The sequence below is a fragment of the Microbacterium sp. Marseille-Q6648 genome (assembly GCF_943181415.1).
Classification (GTDB): domain Bacteria; phylum Actinomycetota; class Actinomycetes; order Actinomycetales; family Microbacteriaceae; genus Microbacterium.
The window spans coordinates 446,590-468,618 of the sequence record NZ_CALPBZ010000003.1 but is presented as its reverse complement, the minus strand read 5'-3'; the positions used below and the strand labels follow the sequence as shown (position 1 = coordinate 468,618).

The 22,029-nt window shown below is 72.6% G+C and carries 13 protein-coding genes; 7 read left to right on the top strand and 6 right to left on the bottom strand.

Annotated elements, in window-relative coordinates:
• Nucleotides 1–88 precede the first annotated feature (88 nt).
• The 4 genes from NFR93_RS12275 to NFR93_RS12260 all read left to right on the top strand — a co-directional run bounded on the left by NFR93_RS12275 (nucleotide 89) and on the right by NFR93_RS12260 (nucleotide 2,852).
• Entirely contained in the window at nucleotides 89–1,660 is a 1,572-nt protein-coding gene (locus NFR93_RS12275) for a glycoside hydrolase family 32 protein (RefSeq protein ID WP_251453571.1), read from the top strand.
• 529 nt (nucleotides 1,661–2,189) lie between these two features.
• Entirely contained in the window at nucleotides 2,190–2,360 is a 171-nt protein-coding gene (locus NFR93_RS12270; RefSeq protein ID WP_251453570.1) for a CsbD family protein, read from the top strand.
• Nucleotides 2,361–2,478: 118 nt separating this feature from the next.
• A complete protein-coding gene (locus tag NFR93_RS12265; RefSeq protein WP_251453569.1) occupies nucleotides 2,479–2,652 on the top strand; it encodes a hypothetical protein in 174 nt (57 codons plus the stop codon).
• A complete protein-coding gene (locus NFR93_RS12260) occupies nucleotides 2,649–2,852 on the top strand; it encodes a hypothetical protein (RefSeq protein WP_251453568.1) in 204 nt (67 codons plus the stop codon). Before NFR93_RS12265 ends, NFR93_RS12260 begins: the two co-directional genes overlap by 4 nt.
• Nucleotides 2,853–2,939: 87 nt before the next feature.
• Here NFR93_RS12260 and NFR93_RS12255 read toward each other — a convergent pair whose 3' ends face one another.
• Nucleotides 2,940–3,083 carry a hypothetical protein gene (locus NFR93_RS12255; RefSeq protein WP_251453567.1) on the bottom strand — a complete coding sequence of 48 codons (144 nt, stop codon included), beginning with the start codon at nucleotides 3,081–3,083 and terminating at the stop codon, nucleotides 2,940–2,942.
• 142 nt (nucleotides 3,084–3,225) lie between these two features.
• Here NFR93_RS12255 and NFR93_RS12250 point away from each other — a divergent pair, with 142 nt between their 5' ends.
• Nucleotides 3,226–3,957 (top strand): VanZ family protein, encoded by a 732-nt coding sequence (locus tag NFR93_RS12250; RefSeq protein WP_251453566.1) that lies wholly within the window; start codon nucleotides 3,226–3,228, stop codon nucleotides 3,955–3,957.
• A 136-nt stretch (nucleotides 3,958–4,093) separates the two neighbouring features.
• On the opposite strand, the gene NFR93_RS12245 is transcribed toward NFR93_RS12250, so the two are convergent.
• Nucleotides 4,094–7,975, bottom strand: a complete 3,882-nt coding sequence (locus NFR93_RS12245; protein WP_251453565.1) for a hypothetical protein — start codon at nucleotides 7,973–7,975, stop codon at nucleotides 4,094–4,096.
• On the bottom strand, nucleotides 7,975–14,835 hold the full coding sequence (locus tag NFR93_RS12240) for a hypothetical protein (protein ID WP_251453564.1): 6,861 nt from the start codon (nucleotides 14,833–14,835) through the stop codon (nucleotides 7,975–7,977). The genes NFR93_RS12245 and NFR93_RS12240 overlap by 1 nt, the downstream gene beginning before the upstream one ends.
• 317 nt (nucleotides 14,836–15,152) lie before the next feature.
• Here NFR93_RS12240 and NFR93_RS12235 point away from each other — a divergent pair, with 317 nt between their 5' ends.
• Together NFR93_RS12235 and NFR93_RS12230 are read left to right on the top strand one after the other, a co-directional pair.
• On the top strand, nucleotides 15,153–16,694 hold the full coding sequence (locus NFR93_RS12235) for an alpha-N-arabinofuranosidase (protein WP_251453563.1): 1,542 nt from the start codon (nucleotides 15,153–15,155) through the stop codon (nucleotides 16,692–16,694).
• A gap of 51 nt (nucleotides 16,695–16,745) precedes the next feature.
• Nucleotides 16,746–17,732, top strand: coding sequence for a LacI family DNA-binding transcriptional regulator (locus tag NFR93_RS12230; protein ID WP_251453562.1), 987 nt, complete (start codon nucleotides 16,746–16,748; stop codon nucleotides 17,730–17,732).
• Between the two features lie 186 nt (nucleotides 17,733–17,918).
• On the opposite strand, the gene NFR93_RS12225 is transcribed toward NFR93_RS12230, so the two are convergent.
• The 3 genes from NFR93_RS12225 to NFR93_RS12215 form a co-directional block, all read right to left on the bottom strand.
• Nucleotides 17,919–19,352 (bottom strand): HNH endonuclease, encoded by a 1,434-nt coding sequence (locus NFR93_RS12225; RefSeq protein ID WP_251453561.1) that lies wholly within the window; start codon nucleotides 19,350–19,352, stop codon nucleotides 17,919–17,921.
• Nucleotides 19,353–19,567: 215 nt separating this feature from the next.
• Complete coding sequence (locus NFR93_RS12220) at nucleotides 19,568–20,395, bottom strand: hypothetical protein (RefSeq protein WP_251453560.1); 828 nt, start codon at nucleotides 20,393–20,395, stop codon at nucleotides 19,568–19,570.
• Complete coding sequence (locus NFR93_RS12215) at nucleotides 20,392–21,999, bottom strand: hypothetical protein (RefSeq protein WP_251453559.1); 1,608 nt, start codon at nucleotides 21,997–21,999, stop codon at nucleotides 20,392–20,394. The genes NFR93_RS12220 and NFR93_RS12215 overlap by 4 nt, the downstream gene beginning before the upstream one ends.
• Nucleotides 22,000–22,029 lie beyond the last annotated feature (30 nt).

Genomic DNA, 22,029 nt, shown 5'->3' with positions numbered 1-22,029 from the left:
ACGGTCGCCCGGCGGCGCACCCGCCGGCACGGTCCATCCGGCGGCCCTCCCGCTCCGATTCCTCCTTCCAACGACGAAAGGTGATCCCATGTCCGAATCCCACCTGTCCCGCCGCGGACTGCTGACCGGCGCCTCGGTCGCAGCCCTCGGCAGCGCGGTCGCCCTCACCACGGGCGGCGCCGCCGCTGCGGAGCTTCGGCCCGCGGCATCCGGCACCATGTCGAAAGGACGCACTCGCATGCGCCCGCAGTACCACTTCAGCGTTCCCGACAACTGGAAGAACGACCCGCAGCGGCCGATCTGGCTGGACGGCGAGTACCACTACTACTACCTGTACAACGCCGACTATCTCGAGGGCGGCGCGGGCACGTCGTGGCGTAGAGCGACGACGCGCGATCACGTGTCGTTCCGCGACCAGGGCGTGGCGATCCCGAAGTTCAGCAACGGCAACGGCGACTGCTGGTCGGGAAGCCTCGTGGTCGACGAGCGCGGCACCGCCGGCTACGGCGAAGGCGCGGTGGTCGCCCTCGTGACGCAGGCGCCCCAGGGTCGGCAGGCGCAGTACCTCTGGTACTCGACCGACGGCGGGCGGTCGTTCCGTCCGGGCGGGTCGGCGCCGGTGCTGCCGAACCCCGGTGTGCCCGACTTCCGCGACCCGAAGGTCGTGTGGGACGACGTGCGCGAGCGATGGTTCATGCTCAACGCGGAAGGTCAGCGACTGGGCTTCTACGCCTCGGCCGACCTGAAGTCGTGGCGTGAGGTGGGCCAGTTCCGGCGCACGGACCTCGGGCTGCTGGAGTGCCCCGACCTCTTCCGCATGACCGCCGACGACGGCACGGTGCACTGGGTGCTCGGCACGAGCGCCAACGGCAAGGGCCGCGGGCTGCCGGCGACATACGCCTACTGGACCGGGTCGTTCGACGGGGCGTCGTTCACCGTCGACCATGACGAGCCGCAGTGGCTCGACCGGGGCTTCGACTTCTACGGTGCGGTGACCTACGAGCACCACGACGCCTCGGGCGCGGTCGACGAGTCGCTGCGCCACGCGATCGGGTGGGCGAACTTCTGGGACTATCCGCACAACACCCCGACCCTCGCCACCGACGGCTACAACGGCGACGACATGATCGTGCGCGACGTGCGGCTGGTGCGCAGCGGCAGCGGATACGCGCTGGCCTCGCAGCCGACGGAGGCGCTGCGCGATTACGCCGCGCGCACGCATCGCCTCGGCGATGTCACGGTCGCGGGCACGCGCGACCTGGAGGTGCGCGCCCTCGCTTACGAGCTGTCGTGCGAGATCACCTGGAACACCTCCGCCGCGCCGGGGAACCTCGGCGTCGAGGTGTGCCGAGCACCCGGCGGCGGAAGACATGTCGCTGCGGGAATGTTCCTGCCCGGCCCCTTCACCTACGTCAACCGTCGACCGACGATCAACCCCACCGGAGGCGAGTCGCAGTTCACCGCCGACCCGTCGTCGGGGCGACTGCGCCTGCGGGTACTCGTCGACCGCACGAGCGTGGAGGTGTTCGTCGACGACGGCCAGGTCGTCCACTCCCACCGGGTGTTCCCACTCGAAGGCGACGACGGCATCCGGCTGTACTCGTACGACGGCACGTCGGTGTTCCGAGGGCTGACGGTGAGGGAGCTCGCCGTTCGGTAGCCCGCGGGTTGCGCGTCTGCGGCGGAGGGGTGCGGCCCCGGATGCTGCGTCCGGGAGTTGGCGGTATGTGTCGCTTCCCGCGGCGTTGACCGCGGATGCCGCCAACTCCGCCGCGGCTGAGCGGATGCCGCGCCCGCGAGTTGGCGGTATGTGTCGCTTCCTGCGGCGTTGACCGCGGATGCCGCCAACTGCGCCTCGGCTGAGCGGATGCCGCGCCCGCGGGTTGGCGGTATCTGTCGCTTCCCGCGGCGTTGACCGCTGATGCCGCCAACTCCGCCTCGGCTGAGCGGATGCCGCGCCCGCGAGTTGGCGGTATCTGTCGCTTCCCGCGGCGTCGACCGCAGTTGCCGCCAACTGCGCCGCGCCTGAGCGGATGCCGCATCCGCAGCACTGCGCCACCCGCCGAACTCGCGTTGTAACGCGTTCCGGCGCGGAGTGCAACCCCCCTCGTGAACGGCACTCCAGCACGTACCGTCGATGTCATGGCCCCGGTGCACAACACCGGTCCACTGATCGAGAGGAGCCTCTCATGGGAATCGACGACAAGATCCGGAACGCGGCTGAAGAAGCCGGCGGCAAGGCCAAGGAGGGGGCTGGCAAGGCCACCGACAACGAGCGCCTCGAGCGCGAGGGCAAGGCCGACCAGACGAGCGCCAACATCAAGCAGGCTGGCGAGAACGTCAAGGACGCGTTCAAGTAACCAGACACCCGAAGCCCCGGCATCCGATCGATGGATGCCGGGGCTTCGGCCTGTGCCCGACGGAACCCGTTCCCACAAGACCCGCCCCGAGGTCGCTCGGATCGGCCATGATCGAAGCATGAACGCGTCACGACTTCCCCTCTTGATCTCGCTCGCGGGCGCGGCGGTGATGCTCGCCGCGATCGTCTTCGTCTTCGGCATGGTGCTGCTGAGCATCTTCACCGGTGACAGCCTGGAGTTCTCGGGCGGGCACACCGAGGCGCTCGCCGCGTCATTCGGAGTGGTGGCGTGAGCGGGCGCGACGACGCCGCGGGCGACATGGATCCGTCGGCCGGGAAGCCGTCCGACGAGAACGGCGCCGACCAGACCGACGCCGACCAGACCGACGCCCCGTCGCAGACCGAGCAGCCGGTCCCCGAGACGGATGCCGCACGGGCCGAACTCCAGGACGAGCTGCGCAGCATCCGCGGTTACGGCGAAGACCGCGTTTGACCTGCGGCGTGGGCGGGTGGGCGACGGGCACGTCTGAGGACGCCTCGCAGGTGACCACGTCTGAGGCGCCCGCTGAGCGAGCCCCGCTCAGAGCTGGGTGCTGAGGAAGGACAGCCCGTCGGTCGGGCACAGGAAGCCGCCCGGCACGTCGCGCAGCAGCGTGCCGCACTCCGGACACCGCGGTTGCGCCGCGGCGTCGAAGATGTCCTCGTTCGGGTCGAGGTCTTTCACGTGAGCCCCAGTCTCTCGTCGCTCCCACAGCGACAGGGAGAACTCTACGTCCGATCCCCGACATCGCCTGCACCGCGCCCGCGCTAAACTCGCCCCACACACGCGCGGCACCGTCGCGGCGCCCTTCTCAAGGGAGGTCCGGATGCCGCAACCCGCCGACGATGAGGCGCTCGACGCCGCGCTTCGCGAACTCGGCATCCCGCCGCGGCCGGTGGGCCCGATTCCGCCGAAGCCGCCCCTGCCCGCGACCGCCGCCGCGGCATCCGGTGTCTCGGCCGGTGAGTCTCCGGTGACGCGTGCGCACGCGTCCCGCTCTGCCCCCGAAGACCCGGCCCCCGGGGTGCCGCGTGCGCACGCGGCCCGGCCCGACCCCGCGAGCCCGGCCGCCGGGGTGCCGCGTGCGCACGCGGCCCGGCCCGACCCCGCGAACCGGCCCCACTCCGACCCGGCGACGCGGCCCACGCCGGAATCCCACGCTGAGAGCCGCTGGGCTCGCACGGCGCTGGGGATCTACATCGCCGTGCTCACGCTGATCGCGATCTGGCCGGTTCCCGTCGACAGCGGCGCGGGGCCGCTCATCCGCGCGATCACGCGCGTGCTACCCGTCGTGACGCACGCGCGGCTGGAGTTCGGCGCCAACATCCTGCTGTTCGTCCCGCTCGGGGCGCTGCTGGCCGTGATCCTCGCGCGCCGGTACCTCGTCGTGCCGATCGCGTTCGTGACCACGGTCGGCATCGAGTCGGTGCAGGCGCTCGCTCTCGATCGCCGCGTCCCGAGCGTCATGGACATCATCGCCAACGTCACCGGCGCCTGCCTCGGCCTGCTGCTGGTCGGCCTCGTCGAGTGGTGGCGCTCCCGCCCTCAGCGGCCCTGATCCGTCCGCCTCGCGATCCCACCCCGACAACCCCGCTGACCGGATGCCGCCCCCGGCGACTCTCGGGACGGAGACGGCTTCGGCTCGAACGGGCGGCGCGTCAACAGTGCGCAGCCACCCAGATGTCGTCGCCGGGTCAGCCCTCGCCGGACACCGACACCTCGGCGCCGTCGGGGGCGATGAGGGTCACGGTCACGACGACGGGCGAGCCGAGGGGGACGCCGATTTCGATCGCGGAGCCGGTGAGTCCCGGCATCCTCCTGAGTCGTCGGAAGGTCACCGTCCCGACGGTCAGCGGCGGACGCGGAGCCGCGGGGATGTCGCGTAGCGCCGCCTCGGCCGTGAGCGGTCGGAGGGCGAGTGGTCCGCCGCCGATCGGTCCGCCGAAGCGGCCGCCCGGCCCGAACGGCCCGCCTCCACCGAACCCGCCTCCACCGAACCCGCCTCCACCGAACCCGCCTCCACCGAGCCCGCCACCGCCGAACCCGCCTCCACCGAACCCGCCACCGCCGAACCCGCCACCGCCGAACCCGCCCCGCCGGCCGCCACCGCCAGCCCCGCCACCAACCCCGCCGACCCCGCCGCGCCGACGGACGGCCGAGATCCGCAGCCGGTAGCCGACGAGTGGGGGAGCGTCGGTGAGCACACCCACGACGACGCCCGAGAGGGCGCGCGGGGTGATGCCGAGCAGCTCCAGCGTCGCCTCTGCCGGCGGGGGCGGCGGCGTCCAGCCCGGGATCGCAACCGTACGGCTGGCGGTGCGGCCGAGGGGGTCGGTCAACGACACGTCCACGGTCACCGGCGCCGCCGGATCGGGCCGGGTGAACCACAGCGCGAGGGGCGAACGGCCGGTCACGCGCGCGCCGCGGCGCCACGTCGGGGCCCCGCCGGTGCCGACGGGCACTGTCGACAGGTCCGCCTCGACGACCTCGGGCACGGTCACCGCCGCGACGTCGACCGAGCCGGGCCCCGCACCGAGCCCGCTCACCGACGCCCGCAGCACGTGATCGGCGACGCCGGCCCGGGTCGGTGCGGTCGTGCCGGTGCGGACGACCAGACCCGTGTGCGCGGCATCCTCCTCGACGACCAGGTCGTCGAGCACGGGCGGGCCCGAGGGCACCGCGTCCACCCGCACGATGTCCGACGGCCCGGACTCGAGTCCCCTCACGGCGCGCTGCGGGTCGACGGCCTGCGGCACGGCGACGGCACGGACGAGCCACGGCAGCCAGCCGGCGGGCAGGGCGCCCTGCCACGTCGCCTCGTACAGCGGGTGCCCCGTCACGGCATCCACCGCGGGTCCCCCGCCTGAGGCGGTCATGGCCGTGGCGAGCGGCTCGGCGAACGCGGGTCCCATGGTGTCGGTGCGCAGAGCCGCGCGGTCGCTGCGGGTGCGCAGCAGCCGGAAGCGCTGCACCGGCACGGCGCTCGAGGTCTGCACCCGCAGTCGCACCTCGACACCGCCGCCGGCGGCGACGGGTGCCGAGCGGATGCCGGGGGGCTCGGGTCGCACGAGGCGTGGCGCGATCACGGCTCGCAAGTGCTCGTGCGGCACGGGGCCCTGCGGCCAGGGCGACTCGATCGCCGTCGACGAGACGATGGTCACGGCGAACAGGTGGATGTCGGTCGAGCCGCGCGGCAGCGCGACGTCGGTGGTCCGCGCCGCCGCGACGACTTCGGCGATCCGCCGGAACGCGCCTCGCTGCCGGTCGGCGCTCAGCCCGTCGTATGCCGCGCGCAGGGCGACCAGCCGGTCGGACGGGGTGTCGGCGGCGTCGGCGCGGGCGGGCAGGCCCGCCGTCTGCCGCATCGCGGTCTCGGCGCACTCCCACACCACGGCGGTGCGCGCATCGGCGCCGGCGGCTAGGCTCCACGTCACGGCGGCGTGGGCCGAACCGCCCGCGTCGGGCAGGCTCGCCAGCGGCACGCCCGGCGGCTGCGGCGGCGGCAGCGGGTGCACCGGCACGGGACTTGCCGCCTGCACGTCGGTGCGCGCGCCGAACGGCGTCGGCGTCGGCCCGACCCGCAGTCCCCGCGACGCCCACAGCGCCACGCCCCAGCGCCGCACCGTGGCGAAGTCCAGGGTCGGCACGGTGGCGGTGAGCCGGTAGCGGCGGGCTCCCTCGTCCCGCGCAGCGCCGCCGAGAGGGGCGGTGCCCTCCTGGTTGAGCTCGACGACCGTGCACCCCACCCCGGTCGGGGTGTCGCCGGCGAACGTCACGGCGAGGTCGCGGTCGAAGCATCCGCTCGGCACGGCGCCGGTCGGCGACAGGGCGAACGGGCTGGCGGGAGCGGGAGTCACGGGGTGGAACACCGCGCGCACGTCGATGCGGGACGGGCGTCGCTCCACCCATTCGCACGCGACGTCCACGACGAGCGTCGTGGGGGCGGCGGTCGACCCGGCGTAGCGGGTCTCCAGGCTCGCCGAGACGATGGCCGGCAGCTCGGGCGCGGGCTCGCCGCCGCTGTACGCGGCATCCCGCCACGGCGACCACACCCCGAACACGTCGGCGACGGCGAGGGCGTAGCGGGCGTTGCGGCCGCCGCTGCCGATCGGGATCTCGACGGGGGCGTGCATGAGCGACGCCCGGTCGAATCCCGGCTGGCCCTGCGGTGCGTCGGGCGAGACGGCGACGGTGCGCCACCCCTGCGGGTCGCGGCGTTCGATGATCGCGGATGCCGCACCCGAACCGGTCTCGTCGACGGCGGCGGCCTGCTGGGTGGGCGTGCCGAGCATCGCCGAGGTGAGCGTGCGGCGATACGACAGGCGGATGCTCTCGCCGAACGCGGCGTCGGGAACCCGCGGTTCCACAATGCCCGCGCGCGTCGCCGTCAGCTGCATGGGTGCGGGGATCTGCGCGAGCGAGGCGCCGCGGGGCGCGTAGGCCGCGTACTCCGCCGGTCCGGCGCCCGCGGGCAGCGGCTGGCCCTCGACGACCTGCTCGCCGGGGCCGAGCGTGTTGCGGTAGGCGGCGGTGACGAGCAGTTCGTCGCCGCCGATCTGCACCTGCTCGTCGTCGAAGCCCTCGCTGGTGTAGACGGCGCCGAAGCCGGTGGCGAGGTTCAGGAACGGGTCGACCTGCGCGGTGAGGCCGAGCACCGCCCACGGCCGGGGATCGGTGCGGGTCTGCAGCGACGAGGTGCGTGCGGCTCCCGGCACGTGCGGCGACGTCGTCGAGGTCCAGGCCTCGGTCTGCATTTGCGCGAACTCCGGCAGCGCAGCGTCGTAGAGCGGCTCCACGGCCGGCAGCACGAACTTCCGCAGCTCCTCCACGAGGGCGACGGGGTCGGGCTCCTCCCACGGCGGCGCCTGCAGCCCGCCGGGGGTGAGGGCGTCCCAGCCGAGGGGCGGGGCGCCGCGCGTGAGGCGATGCAGGGCGGCGTCGAACGGGGGGCGCGGGGCGTCGACGGGTCCCTGCTCGCGCGGGTCGTAGTGGGCGCCCGCCCACGGCTGGTCGATCGGCAGGCCGACGTACTCCAACGGCTCCCAGTCCTTGGCGTTGACGATGTCGTGCAGGGTGGTGATGCTCACGTGCGGCGAGTGGGCGTTGACGAGCACGGCCCACGTCGCTCCGCTCGTGCGCACCTCCAGGCGCACCGGCCCGCCGGTCGAGCGCGCGGTGGTCGCGCCGACGGCGCCGACCACGCCGTCGCGCCCCACGCGGTAGACGAACAGGCCCACGGGGCGTCCGGCGTCCAGCGGTGTCGCGCCCACCACGACCTGCCCCGCGACGGTGCCGCCCCAGTCCAGGCGCACGCCGTCGGGATGCGGCGAGTCGACGGCGTCGACCGGTGAGGCCTTCGACCGCCCGACCGCCCGCCGCCACACCAGGAACGGCTCGTGCGGCACGCCCAGCTCGGCCGAGCACGCCCACAGCAGCCGCACGTCCATGGAACGGCGCTTCAGCCGCTCCCAGTCCACCTTCTCGCCCAGCAGCTGCGCGCGCGCCCGAGCCACCGACGTCCAGTCGATCTCGACCGCCTCGGCCCGCAGCCGGAAAGGATCGGCGATGCGTACCATCAGTCCTCCACCTCCCATGGCGCCCGCTGCAGATCCACCCGCAGGGCGGTCGTCGGCGTCTCGGCCACGCTCGTCGGCATGACGTCCCGGTGCACGAGGGCGAACCGGGCCTCGCAGCCGCGTGCGGCGGGTCCGAGGATCGCGATGGCTCTCGTGCCGCCGGGTCCGCGGATGATGCGCTGCACCGTCGCCCGCGGCAGATCCCCGGATGCCGGGGGTGCGGCATCCGCCCGGAGCACCAGCCATTCGCCGGGTCGACCCGCCCAGTACCCGTGGCTCGGGTCGGGGGCGTCGGGCGGCGCGGTGATCCAGGTCGGCACGGTGCGGGTGCGCCACATCGGCTCGCTGCACTCGATGACCACCGCGAGCGGCTGCGGCACGGCGGCGGTGCTCCACAGCACCCGAGTGCGCGGCCACGGGGGCACCGGTTCGACGCCGAGTCCCGCCTGCTGCAGCGCGTCGTCGACGGCGGCGCCGGTGGGCTGGTCGGCAAGTGCCAGGATCGCCGTCAGATCGGCGACCGCCCGGTGCTCGACGGACGCGCCGCCGGTGAGGGCGGCGAGGTCGGCGGCGTCGCGGAACCGCGACGTGGTGAACCCGACGCGGTGCACGAGGATCGGGTCGGCGCCGGTGGTCTTGACGACACTGTGGACGTCGACGAGGTAGTCGGTGAGCGGCTCGAAGTCGTACGCGACGGTGAGCGTGTAGACCTCGCTGCCGTCCTCGTCGACGTTGACGCACGTCAGCCCCTCTTCGCCGATCACCTCCAGCACGGCGGTGTGCCACGGCTTCAGCACCCCCTCCGCCGACTCGAGGGTCGTCAGCACGCCGTCGGGGTCGACCGGCAGCACGAACCCCGTCGCCGGATCCCCGCCGCCGGGGGGAGCGGGGTGATGACCGGATGCCGCGCGCACGGTCACGCGCAGCTCCCGACCGTAGGCGTCGAACAGTCCGGTGACCCGCTGGGTGGCGAAGACGATCCGCACCCGCTCGCGGGTGAAGACACCCGTCTCGTCCATGCTGGGCGCGGTGCTGGTGATCCACGGGTCGAGGTCGATCGGAGCGGTCGCCTGCGTGCGGAACCGGTAGGTCTGCGGGGTGGCGACCGTGGTCCAGCCGTCGCCGTCGTCGGCGGCATCCGGTTGGTCATCGCCTTCCTTCGACGTCGCCTCCCACGTGACCGACAGCGCGTACTCCTGGTTCGGTCGCAGCAGGGCGACATCGTCGGCGCCCTTCGACAGCGCGTTCGACAGCGCGGTGCGGCCGCGGTGGATGCTGGTCTCGTCCCACTCGTAGCGGAGGGTCTCGCTGGCGAAGGATCCCGTGGCCGCGACGACGTAGAAGGCGGTGGCGGGGTCCTTGAACGGGTCCTCGCGGCGGTTGCCGATGACGATGCGGGCGGTGCCGTCAGGAACGTGCTTGAAGGGCACGAACGCCGCCAGCAGCACTCCGCGGTCGTCGCGGCGCAGCCGGCCGGCGATGACGCCCGCGCGCCACACCTCGTCGGCCCAGGGCTGCGCCGGATCGACCCACTCGTCGGGAAGCCGGTGCGCGCCGCCCAGCATGTCGGCGCCGTCGACCGGGCGCTCGTCCAGGACGGTGCCGTCGGCGGTCTCGCACCGGATCACGACGCGCCCGTTGAGGCCGCGCTCGTCCACGAGCAGCAGGACGTGGAAGGCGGTGAACGTGTCGTCCTCGCGGATGAAGGCGACCGCGTCGCCGAGCTCGTGCGGGCGGAAGCCCGAGGCCTCCCACGCGATCTTCACGCGCTCCTGGTCGTCGGGGCTGCCCGCGGGCGCCGGCTGGTCGACGTCGCGGACGGGGGAGCGCAGCACCGCGCCGTGGCAGAGACCGCGGCGGGCCTTCGACGTCGTCGTGCCTTTGGGCGGGATCGGGTCGGGCTCCCATCCGGCGCTCTGCGCGGCAGCGGCGAGGTCGTGCAGCGAGCCGCCGCCGTCGAGGTACGCGGTGGCCTCGGCGAGCGAGACGCCGCCCTCGAGCGCGCCGGCGCTGAAGGTCGCGGGGGCCAGCTGATCCCACCGCGCGAACGGGTCGTGCGGGTCGACGGGGTCGGCGTGCGGATCGAAGCACGCGGCCTGATCGCCGATGACGATCGCGGGGGTCGTGCCCTGTGTCAGGTCCGTCACCGGATCGATGCGCCACAGTTCGACCACGTGCACGCGGGCGTCGGCGGGCTGGCCGCGGACGGCTCCGGGCGGGTCGGGCCACAGCACGCCGGTCAGGCGCCACCCGGTGTCGCTCGGGCCGTTCGGGCAGTCGTCGAAGGTCCACAGCACGCGCGCCGGCGGGGCGCCCTGCGCGCACACCGTGCCGTACTGGTGGCGGACGGTCTCGACGAGGTTCTCGCCGTACGGCACCGCGGTCGGGGTGGCGGTGGGCTGCCAGTCCAGAAGGGCGAGCGAGGGTCCGGCGTGCGGGCCGGCGGTCGCCGGCGGCGTCAGCCATGTGCTGGGGGCGTCGCCGGCGCCGATTCCGCCGGTGAGGGCGATCGCGTTGACGCGGTAGCGCCACCAGCGGTCGCCGACGCGCGTCCAGAAGTTGGGTCCTGCCGGTGGCAGGTTCACCGGTGCAGCCCCGAGGATCTCGACCTCGGCCCCGCCGGCGGCGCCGTCCATGTGCGGCGCGGTGTGGAAGGCGATGATCGGGATCGCGTCGATCGGCACGACGGGTACGGGTTCGGCGGTGCCCGCCGTGGCGGCATCCCCGAGCTTGCCGTCGATCGGCGCCCCGGCGCCGGTGCCCTCGACCTTGGCGGGGGTGCGCGAGATGAGCGAGACGCCGGCCACGAGCGCGCGGGGCTTCGGCGTCGGGGTGGGCGGTTCGCCGATCGTGAGGCTCACGCAGCCCTTGACCGAGAAGAAGAAGAAGTCGACGCTGCCGCAGACCTCGCCGTGCACGTACGGTTCCTGTGTGGTCGAGCCGTCGGGGTTCTGCCGGGTGCCGACCTGCACGATGAGCGTGGCGCTCGCCGAGATGCTGATGATCCACAGCCGCAGCTCGCCGCGGACGTAGATGATGCCGCCGAGGTAGAAGGGGTCGAGCCCCAGGATCGCGTCGAACCCCGCCGCGACCTCGAGGTAGAGCCCGATGGACTTGCTGCCCATGAGGACGGCCTGCAGATGGAAGCCGGTGGCGACGGCGAAGCCCGACGGCACCGTGAGTACCGGGTCGGTGGCGAGGGTGATGCCGTTGCCGTGGACCATGAGGTAGCCGCTGCCGCTGATCACATCGAGCACGCTCACGCTCACCCGCTCGGCCTGCGGGAAGCGGCCGAGGTCGACGAACCAGTTCTCGGGGTTCGCGGTCTCGAAGCTGGCCGTCACCGGCACGCGCACCTTGAGGATGTTCGTGATCTCGTAGGCGGCGACGATGCCGATCAGGATGCTGCCCCGCCCGAAGTCGATGTCCAGCACCGCGAAGAAGGTGGCGGTCTGGTCGCTGCCGAACACCGGCGGCAGGCTCAGCACGTCGGCCTTCATGATGAGGAGCAGCCGCGGGCCGGGGACCTCGATCACGACGATGCCGTCGAGGTGGACGGTGAACCCGGCGTCGACGGTCCCGACGGCGATGCCCGCGGCGAACGCGAACGCGCCGGGTTCGAGGGTCCAGCCCTCGGGGGCCATGACCTGCCCGGTGCGGGGGTACTGGTCCATGACCCAGTCCAGCGCCGGGGTGAGCGAGCCGGCGTAGGGCGACTCGTCGCGCCGGTAGTTGACGCCGATGCCGCCCATGAAGCCGTAGATGCCGAGGCCGGAGTTGCCGAGCAGGATCGGCACGGGGAACTCGACGCGGCCGCCGACGAGGACACCGGTGACGCCTCGCGCGGGGTCGCGTTCGACGGCGAGCACCGCCGCGACGCGGATGTTTACCGGCGTGACGGTGAGGTCGAAGGCGCCCTTGAAGCCGAACTCGGTGAACTCCAGCGACCCCGAGCCGTGCAGCGTGCCGGGGATCTCGATGCTGGCGCGCAGCTTCGTCAGCTGCAGGTCCAGCGGCGGCCCGTCCAGACGCACCCGCACGCGCACGGCGTCGACCGTGACGATGCCGAGGTCGACTCCGAGTCCGACCTCCACCTCGAGGTAGGTGGGGTTGTCGCGGCTCACGCGGAAGCCGAGGATCCGCAGGATCTCGTCGAGCGGCGGTGTGGCGGTGAGCGCGCCGGTGGGAACGTCGAGGCTGTATCCGCGGCTCGGGTCGAAGACGGGGAGCGGCACGTACTCCACGCCGCCGGGTGCGGCATCCGTGCCCCATTGCGACCGGACGCCGATCGCCTTGTAGCGCGCGGTGATGGGGTTCGCCGGATCGACGCGGACGAGTTCGAGGTCGAAGCTGAAGGCGATCTCGAGGTCGAGCAGGATGCTGATCTGCACGCCCCGGTCCGACGCGGCCGTGATGCCGTCGGGGCCGAGCACGCCGCGCGAGACGACGAGTTCGCCGCCGCGGAGCATGAGGGCGTGGGTGTGCAGCACGTCGCTGGCGCCGAGGGCGACGCTGCCGAGGGCGACGATGGCGCCGGCGGCGGGCGAGAGCTCGGTCGCGCTCGCGGTGAGCGGCGCCATGACGGCGAGGGCGCCGAGGATGTTGAGGACGTTCGGGTCGGCCTCGTCGTCGGTCATGAGCGCCAGTCCGTCGCGGTCGGCTTCGGCGGCGCGGAACTCGGCGGTGACGTCCCACGCCGCACGGTCCTCGCTCAGGCGCAGTCGCACGAGGAAGAGGCAGATGCCGTCGCTGGGGTTGCGGCCGCCGCTGCGCAGCGCGCTTTCCCCGCGACGGGCGAGGGATGCTTCGACCGCCGTCTCGATGTCGAATTCACCGTAGATCTCGGCGCGGACGAGGGTGTCGCGGACGATCTCGACCCGCACGCCGATCTTGCGGAAGCAGTTCGGGCGCTGCGCCTGCGGCGGCCGCGGATCGGTGCGGGGCGCGGGCGGCAGCACGATGCGGACGATGTCGGCGCGGGTGATCTCTTCGGTCGCGGGCGACGGGGTCCAGCGGGCGACGGCGAGCCACCAGTACGCGGCGTTCTTCGCCGGGCGGGGGGTGAGGCCGTCCATGAGCCCGGGGATCGTGGCGGTGCTGTCGGCGAAGCCCGAGCCGTGCGGGGTGCCGGCCTGCACGTTGGTGAACCCCGCCGTGCGGAGGGCGCGCATCGCCGCTTCCATGCGGCGGCGCGAGAGGGCGAGGTTGTGGGTGTCCTGCGCGGTGGAGCCGGGGTCTTCGTGCGAGGCGTAGCCGTCGACGGTGATGAGCTGCCCGGCGCCGATCTGGGTGAGCCGGGCGGCCATGGCCGTCTCGAAGCGCTGCCCGCCGGTGGCGCTCGTGCTGCGTCCGGTGGCGGCGCGGTCGCGCATGTCGTCGTTGCTGTCGGCCCACGCCAGGCGTGCGTTCTCGCGGGCCTGCTCCTCGGGCGAGAGGGGTGGTGTCGGCGCGGGGGAGGGTGCCGGAGGCAGCTGCGCCACCGTCGGCCGGTCGTAGTGGAACCAGCATCCGGCCGTCTGGGCGACGCCCGCCGGGATCGTCGCGCTCACCTGCACGGGTGCGCCCGCGGGCACCGGGACGGTCAGGGTCTCGCCGGTGTGCGTGCCGCCGGCATGGGTCCAGGTGACGCTGCGGCGCGGTTCGAGGCGGACGGTGACGTGGGTCGCGGTCTCGCTCTCTTTCACGATCACATGGGTGCCGCGCTGGGTGGGGCGCACCTCGGTGCTCGAGCCGCCGGGCGCGCTGCCTGCGGGCGTGGCCGTGTCGCGGGCGACGGTGATGGTGCGGACGGTGGCGGACGAGGGACCGGCGTCGTCGGCGGTGACGGTGATGGTGAGGGTGCCGGTGGCGGGGACGACGAGGGGGCTGCGGTCGTCTTCGACCGTGGCATGGCCGGGGGCGGCGATCGTGATCGAGACCGGCGCGATGCCGCCGGCGGTGTCGACGATGATCTCGGAGTTCTCGGGCAGCAGCGCGGTGCCCGTGCCCGGGTCGCCGACGTGGCGTCCGCCGATGCCGCGGAAGCGCACGTGGATGGCGGGGGCCTGCCCACGGTTGACGACTTCGGCTTCGAAGATGCCGGTGATGCCGCGGTGCTCGCCGACGCCGATCCAGAGGTTGCGCACACCGGCGCTGACGGCGATGCCCTCGAGCCCATCGGGGGCGACGAACAGGCGCACTTCGGGCAGGAACAGGCCCTGCCAGGCGTCGGGCTGCACGCGCGCGTCGCCGGGGACGCCGCTGGGAGCCGCGTTGCCCGAGAGGTCGAGGACGGCGGTGCGGTAGGCGAAGCCGACGGTCGAGCCCGGGCCGACGAGGGCGTAGGGCGGTTCCATGCGGACGAACTCGTAGATGTCCTCGGTGCCGCCGCCGGCGCTCGTGGCGGACGAGAGGAGCTTCACGCCGACGGCCTGGGTGCCGAGCTGCATGATGCGCACCCGTAGCTGGGGTACGACGAAGGCGACGTCGGGGAAGGCGGGGTCGGGGATGAGCTGGCCCTGCGGGTCGAGCTTGGCGCCGACGAGGCCCGGGATCCTGAGGGCGGCCAGCGGTGCGGTGACGATGACGCGCCACCCGGATGCCGGGGCTTGCAGGATCCCGACGGCGACGGTGATGTTCGGGTCGCGGAGTTCCAGGAACGAGCCGGTGCTGCCTGTGCCGGCGCCGGTTGCTCCGGTCGCGCCGGTCGCGAGGTCGAGGCCGGGGAGGCCGGCGATGCTCTGCTGGACGGTGGCGACGTCCCACGTGCCGAACTCGTCGGTCTCGGTGGAGGTCGTGACCGTGTCGGTCATCTGCTCGAGCAGGGGGCGCAGTCGGTCGGAACCGCCGCCGGCACCCGCGAGGGAATCCCAGAGGCTCATGTCGCCCCTTCCGCCATGTGTGTCTCACCTGGCGGGCGCGCGCAACAGCGTGGCCCGGTTGTCACTCATGAAGAGTGTGCGCATGCCCTGCTGATACGTCTCCGCTGCAATGGCATCGTGTGCCGGCGGGCCAGTCCAGGTTCCCCCATGCGTGTTGCGATGCACATCATCCTCCCGACCGGGGGTGCCCGCAAGGGTCAGTGCCGTTCGGCCCTCACCTCCTCTGCCGACAGGACTTGACATCTCCGTTTGTATCGGTAAATGTATCGGTACAAACCCCATCGCAAACCCTCCCCGACTATCTCCGGAGCCGCTTCATGCCTGCCGCCGACACCGCCGTCCGTGCCGTGATCAACCTCGACCTCCCGGGGGCGACGATCAGCCGCCACCTGTACGGCCACTTCGCCGAGCACCTCGGCCGCTGCATCTACGGCGGCTTCTGGGTGGGCGAGGATTCCGAGATCCCGAACGAAGGCGGCATCCGGCTCGATGTGGTCGACGCGCTTCGCAAGCTTGACATCCCGAACCTGCGGTGGCCGGGGGGCTGCTTCGCCGACGAGTATCACTGGCGCGACGGCATCGGCCCGCGCGACCAGCGCCCGCGCACGGTGAACAGCCACTGGGGCGACATCGTCGAGAACAACGCGTTCGGAACGCACGAGTTCATGCAGCTGTGCGAGATGCTCGGCGCCGAGCCCTACGTCAGCGCGAACGTGGGTTCGGGCACCGTGCACGAGATGAGCGACTGGGTCGAGTACCTCACCCGCGGCGACGACTCGCCGATGGCCGATCTGCGCCGCAGCAACGGCCGGGACGAGCCCTGGCAGGTGCCCTTCTGGGGTGTCGGCAACGAGCCGTGGGGATGCGGCGGGAACATGTCGGCGCAGGCATATGCCGACCTCGCGCGCCAGTACGCCACGTACGCCCGCAACCACAGCGGCAACGCCCTCTACCGCATCGCGGCCGGGGCGTCCGACGGGGATTACCGCTGGACCGAGACGCTCATGCAGGCGATCAGCAGCGTGGCCGACCCGGGCTCGCTGCGCGACATCTTCCAGGGCGTCTCGTTCCACTACTACACGATGACCGGACCCTGGGACCGCAAGGGCAGCGCCACCGAGTTCACCACCGAGGAGTACTACCGCGCGATCTCGAAGGCCGCCAAGGTCGAGACCTTCATCCGCGGGCACGCCGCGGTCATGGACGTCTACGACCCTGAGAAGCGCATCGGTCTCGTCCTCGACGAGTGGGGAACATGGTGGGACGCCACCCCCGGCACGAACCCGGGCTTCCTCGAGCAGCAGAACGCGCTGCGCGACGCCCTGGTCGCCAGCGTCCACTTCGACGCCTTCCACCGTCACGCCGACCGTCTCGTCATGGCCAACATCGCGCAGACGATCAACGTGCTGCAGGCGATGCTGTTCACGGATGCCGCCACCGGCGCGCTCGTCCTCACGCCGACGTATCACGTGTTCGAGATGAACCGCGGCCACCACGACGCGCAGTCGCTCGACGTGCGCCTGCTCGACGAGGCACCGCGCCGCGAGCTGGAGGATGCGTCGTCGGTCGCCACACTCTCGACGTCTGCGTCGCGGAAGGGTGACACGGCCCTACTGTCGATCACGAACGTCGACGAGTCCACGGCTCGCCGCATGCAGTTCGACCTGCGCGGCGCGCAGGTGACGGCCGTCCGCGGGCGGGTGCTCGGCGCCGACGCGGTCGACGCGCACAACACGTTCGAGACCCCGGATGCCGTCGCGCCCCGTTCCTTCGACGGTGTGACGCTCGAGGGTTCGACGCTCACCGTGGACGTGCCGCCGCACGCATACGTGACGGTGGCCCTCGACCTGGCAGGCTGAGCAGGCTGGGCAGGCTGCGGCGACGCACGGCACGGGACGGAGAGGCGGCTCATGGCGACGATCCGTGATGTGGCGCGCGAGGCGGGCGTCTCGGCGATGACGGTGTCGAACGTCCTCAACGGCCACGCGCACGTGCGGCCGGCGACACGCGAGAAGGTGCTGGCTGCGATGGCCGCCCTGGACTATCGCGTGAGCCCGGCCGCACGGCGCCTGCGCAGCGGCCGCACCGGCACGATCGGTCTGGCCGTGCCCGACATCAGCCAGCCCTATTTCGGCGTGCTCGCCGGCGAGGTGATCGAAGCGGCGGCCGCGCGTGGCCTCCACGTCGCGATCGAGCAGACGAACGCGTCGCGCGAGCAGGAGCTCGAAGCGGTCGCGCTGGCGCGGCGCCTCATGATCGACGGCTTGATCCTGTCGGCCCTGGCGGTGAGCACCGACGACCTGCGCGCCCTCGACTACCCTCTGGTGTTCATCGGCGAGAAGACTCTCGACGACGATCTGTCGCAGGTCGCGATGCCCAACGTCGAGGGAGCCCGCGCAGCCGTCGCCCACCTCATTGCGACGGGTTCGCGCGCGATCGCGGTGATCGGCGGCCAGACCCCCGATGAGGGGATCGGCTCGAGCCGGCTCGCCGGGTACGAGCAGGCTCACGCCGATGCCGGGCTGACCCCCGAACCGGGGCTGCGGGCGGTGACGGGTTATACGAGTGCGGATGGCGCGGCCGCCATCGAGCGGATGCTGGCGCGCGGCATCCGCTTCGATGCGGTGTTCTGCATGACCGACTCGATCGCGCTCGGAGCTTTGCATGCCCTGGTATCGGCGGGTGTGCGGGTGCCGCAGGATGTGGAGGTCATGGGGTTCGACGACCTTCCACTGTCGCGGTTCGCCAATCCGTCGCTGTCGTCGGTGAGTCCCGACCATCACTTCATGGCCGAGGCCGCCGTCGACCAGCTGCAGGCTCTCATCGATCACCGCGACACCCCCAGTCGTCGCGTGACGGCTCCGTTCACCCTCACTCTCCGAGGCTCCACCCGCTGATTGTGGTGCGCGCCTGCCGGCCTGAGCGCTGTGCGCGCTCGCCGGTGCATTCGCCCGCCCGGTCCGACCCGTCCGCGTAGCCGCCGCACGCATGCCCGCGCACGCAGGCCCGCGCACGCAAGCCCGCGCACGCAAGCCGCGCACGCGCCGTACACGCGCCGCCCGCCGCACCCCCTCCACGACCCGTCACGACACCAGGTCGTACCGGGCTCGTCCGCCGAGGCGCGGCGTCCGTGCCGGATCGACGTCGGGCGGTGGGAGGAACCACACGCGACCACGCGTGCCGAGGCCGTCGATGCGTATCTCCCACCCGTTGTCGTGGACGCGGTGGTGGCAGCTTTCGCAGAGCAGGACGCCGTTGGCGAGGTCGGTGGGTCCGGCATCCCTGGCCCACCATCGGATGTGGTGGGCCTTCGTATGGGACGGTGGCGCCCCGCACATGGCGCAGCCCCCGTCACGTTCGACGAGCGCGAGTCGCTGGGCGGGGGAGAAGAGGCGCCGACGGCGTCCCCAGTCGAGGATCTCGCTGTCTGCACCGAGCACGCACGGGATGACGCCGCCGCTCGCCGCCATCCGCCGCGCGGTCGCGACCGAGACGGGCGCGGCGAGACCGTCGATCGTCGCCGATCCCTCGCCCGATTGCAGGTCTGTCAGGTCGATGCGCACGACGACGGTGGCTCCTTCGACCGGCATGTCGCGGTGCTCGCATCCGAGGAGGTGCTCGGCCATCTTCACGAGCGCGTCGGCCTGCATCTGCGGGATGCTGCGCCGCGGCGCCCCCGGCAATCCCGGCGAACCCGACCCCAGACCCGACCCCGAACCCGAACCCGAACTCGCATCCGTCCCGACACCGTCACTCGCGCTCGCGCCCGCACCCGCGGCATCCCCATCCCGCTGCGCACTCAGCTCGGCGCGTACATAGGCCTCGAGCACGGCCTTCACCGGAGCTCCCCGTTCCGGATCGAACACGGCGTTGATGTGCAGCATCCCCTGCTTGTCTTCGAACGAATGCGCCTCGCTCTTGGCGCGCATCTCGTCTTCTCGCAGGACGATGCCGCCTGGGTCGAGCCACGCTTCCGCGCGCGTGAGCAGGCGGTGCAGCTGGTTCGTCGAGAGTCCGCGCGCCTTCTCGACGAGGGTTCGCTCGCTCTCGTCGAGGACGTCGGGGTCGACGCGGAGGGCGATGCGGTCGAGCATCGAGATGATCGCCGCGGCGGGGTTCGTTCCGATCCATCCGGCCTCGATCGCCGCCGCCACGTGGGGTCGGCGGGCCGGTTTGTCGCCTCCGAAGCTCTTGCGCGGCGCGGTCGCCTCGCCGACCTGGAGCAGGCGCGCCGCCTCGCCGTTCGAGGTGCCGGCCGTGCCCGCGATGAGTGTCACCGGCGATCTGTACCCTTGCTTCTTCGCGAGGCCCTCGGGCCCGAGATCGGGGGAGGACTGCCGTGCGATCTCACTCGCCACCCGCGCTCGAGCGGAATCCAGCACGCGCTGCGCCTGCGCGAGCTCGTTGTTCAGCGCGATCAGTGCCGATTGCGAAAGCGCCTCGAGCCCGTCCCCGCCCGACCACAGACCACGCGCGGAAGACACCGCAGTGGCGAGAAGATCGAGCGGATTGGTCATGTGCCAAACCTACTCCGACCCTCGTACATTACTTCGATAAGGGCGGCTCACGGGCCGGATCTGTGGATAACTGACTATCCACAGGCCAACCCCGTCACTCGATTTACGTCGAACAAAGATGCGATCTTTCGCAAGACCCGATAACGCCGCCCGTCACCCGCCCCGCCCCGTCCGTCCCCACCCGCGCCGCCTCTCACTCACCCGCCGTCACCCACTCACCCCCTCCGCCGGAACCGCGCCTTCCACCGCGCGAAGTCCTCCGCGGTCGCGAGCTCCGGATCGGTCACCGCGAACTCGCGGATCACCGGAACCCGCACCGACACGTCGAGCGTCCGCGCCACGACCGGCGCGTCCATCCGCTGCCGCTCCCAGCACACGAGCGCCGTGGTGAGGCTGTACGCGAGCGCCGCGTCCGCGGTGTACAGGTCATCGCGCAGCGCGCCCTGCACCACATCGAGGGCCTCGAGGTCGTCGCCGACGGCTTCGAGTGCGCTCTCGGCACGTTCCAGAGCGGATGCCGCACCCGCCCGCGCTGCGAGCGCGGCGTCGCGGTCCGCTTGAGTGGCGCCGGACGCGGCAACGAGCGTCACCGCCCGGTCGGCGTCGCGGAGCGCCAGCCGAGCTCGCCGGACCTCTGCCTCGGCCGGCGTCCGCAGTCCCTCGACACGAACGCGGGCCCTGGCGAGGGCGCCGTCGACGTCGGGCTCGGTGCGGGGGAGCGGCTCATCGTTGCGCAGAATCATCCGCGCCCGCGTCAGCACCGCGCGCCCGAACCGCAGTCGCTCGACGACGGGCGCGTCGTCTTCGTCGACCCTGGCGATCAGGTGCGTGAGGCTGCGTCGCGACCGGTCGAGGGCTGTGATGGCCCGCGCCCGGTCCGCGCGCGCCTCGAGGTCCGCGAATGCGGCATCCCAGCGACGGGCGACGGCGTCGGCGGCGTCGAACACGCCGGTCGGGCGCTTCACCGGGGGCGTGCCCGCCAGCCTTCGCGCGAGGACGTTGGCGGCGAGGTTCCGCGCCGCGGCCGCTCGCGCGAACATCATCGCCCGCAGCAGTTCGTCGCCCGCACGCTCGTCGCCCGCCCCGCCGAACCCGGCATCCGCCCCGCCCCGGCTCCGCCGCCAAACCCGCCCGCCCCGCCGAACCCGGCATCCGCCCCAGCCCCGGCAGCCGCGCCAGACCCAGCCCCGCCCGCGGACCCAGCCCGTCCCGCGATCCACCGGTCGAGCGTCTCGCCGAAGGCGACGAGCTCGTCGGTGTCGGTCGCGTGCCGGTGCTGCACGTAGGCCAACGAGTACCGTGCGAGGTCGTTGCGCGGGTCGATGCGCAGCGCGGTGGCGAGCAGCGTCTCGGCGGCCGACGTGTCGAGCCGCGTCGCGAACCACTCGATGGCGATGAACTGCAGCCCCACACTGCGGCCCTTCGTTGCCCCGTACAGCCCTGATTCGAAGTCGTCGGGGTACCGCTCGGCCAGCGCGAGCAGCACCTCGGTGGCGACGACGACGGAGAGAAAATCGGATGCCGCGACCGGCGACTTCGCGGGAGGTTTCGCCAGCGGCTCCCATCCGTCCCCGGTGGTCGAGACGGCGCGCACCCACCCGGCCGAGCTGTTGCGGGCGATGGTCACGGTCGCCCGTGTGCCGGAGGCGACGACCGCGGTCGCGACCCACGGTGTGACCCCGATGAGGAAGAGGACGATCTTCTGCACCGCAGCGACCCCGCGGTTGCTCGAGAAGTCCTTGAGCGCGTCGCCGAGTCCTGAGATCGTCGGCCCCGCGGGCAGGTCGATGCGGCCGGACTTCTCCGTCAGCTGGCGCAGACGCGCTGCGACGAGCGCCGAGGTCACCCGCTTGCCCTCGTCGTCCGCGTCGGGCGCGGTGACCTCGATCCGCAGCACCCGCACCGTCGCCAGCCATGCGCACAGCGCGACGACGGTGACTCCCGCGAGGATCGCGATCCCGCCGAGCATCAGGGGAGCGAGGGCTCCGAGCGCGACGGCGTTCGCGCCCACCAGGACCGCGGCGATCGGTGTCGTGGCCAGCAGCAGCCACCCGAGCCACGCCGTCCGGCGACGCGACGCGCGGTCCGAGGTCAGATCCCGCATGCGGGGCAGCTCCACCAGCAGACGTGCGAGCACGAAGAGGGCGAGCCACCCGCCGACAACGAACCCCGCGGCCGCGGCGAGCGGGGTGAAGGTGGTCTTGACGAACGCGTCCCACCCGGATCCGACGCGCTCCGGCATCCCCTTCGCATCGGATGCCGGTGCCGTCGGCGCGGCGAGCGTCCACGTCGTTAGGCAGTCGGCGTCGAGCTCGACCTCGGCGTTGTCGTCGGTGATGCCGGCTGCGGTCAGCAGTGCGTGGGCGCCTTCGGCGTCGGCGCGGGCGAGACGCGCGTCGGCGAGCGCGCAGGCCCGGTCGACGACCGCCGGATCCGGCGCAGCATCCTCCTCGGCATCGTCGTCGGTCGCGGTGCCTGTACTGGTGGCCGCGGGCGAGGGGGCGGGCGCCCCCGCAGCGGCGACGGCGAGAGCTCCGAGCATCATCGCGATCAGCAGCGCGCCGACGACCAGCGCGATGGTTCCCAGCACGAGGACGGTCCGGCGCAGTCCGCCGTGACCGTCGCGCGATCGATGCCCCTGTGCCATCGCCGGCCTCCCCGGGCCGACCCCACCGCC

Excerpts from the sequence above, each read along its gene's own strand:
- NFR93_RS12275 (WP_251453571.1), top strand. The coding sequence starts at position 89 with ATGTCCGAATCCCACCTGTCCCGCCGCGGACTGCTGACCGGCGCCTCG.
- NFR93_RS12270 (WP_251453570.1), top strand. The coding sequence starts at position 2,190 with ATGGGAATCGACGACAAGATCCGGAACGCGGCTGAAGAAGCCGGCGGC.
- NFR93_RS12265 (WP_251453569.1), top strand. The coding sequence starts at position 2,479 with ATGAACGCGTCACGACTTCCCCTCTTGATCTCGCTCGCGGGCGCGGCG.
- NFR93_RS12250 (WP_251453566.1), top strand. The coding sequence starts at position 3,226 with ATGCCGCAACCCGCCGACGATGAGGCGCTCGACGCCGCGCTTCGCGAA.
- NFR93_RS12245 (WP_251453565.1), bottom strand. The coding sequence starts at position 7,975 with ATGGTACGCATCGCCGATCCTTTCCGGCTGCGGGCCGAGGCGGTCGAG.
- NFR93_RS12240 (WP_251453564.1), bottom strand. The coding sequence starts at position 14,835 with ATGAGCCTCTGGGATTCCCTCGCGGGTGCCGGCGGCGGTTCCGACCGA.
- NFR93_RS12235 (WP_251453563.1), top strand. The coding sequence starts at position 15,153 with ATGCCTGCCGCCGACACCGCCGTCCGTGCCGTGATCAACCTCGACCTC.
- NFR93_RS12230 (WP_251453562.1), top strand. The coding sequence starts at position 16,746 with ATGGCGACGATCCGTGATGTGGCGCGCGAGGCGGGCGTCTCGGCGATG.
- NFR93_RS12225 (WP_251453561.1), bottom strand. The coding sequence starts at position 19,352 with ATGACCAATCCGCTCGATCTTCTCGCCACTGCGGTGTCTTCCGCGCGT.
- NFR93_RS12220 (WP_251453560.1), bottom strand. The coding sequence starts at position 20,395 with ATGATGTTCGCGCGAGCGGCCGCGGCGCGGAACCTCGCCGCCAACGTC.
- NFR93_RS12215 (WP_251453559.1), bottom strand. The coding sequence starts at position 21,999 with ATGGCACAGGGGCATCGATCGCGCGACGGTCACGGCGGACTGCGCCGG.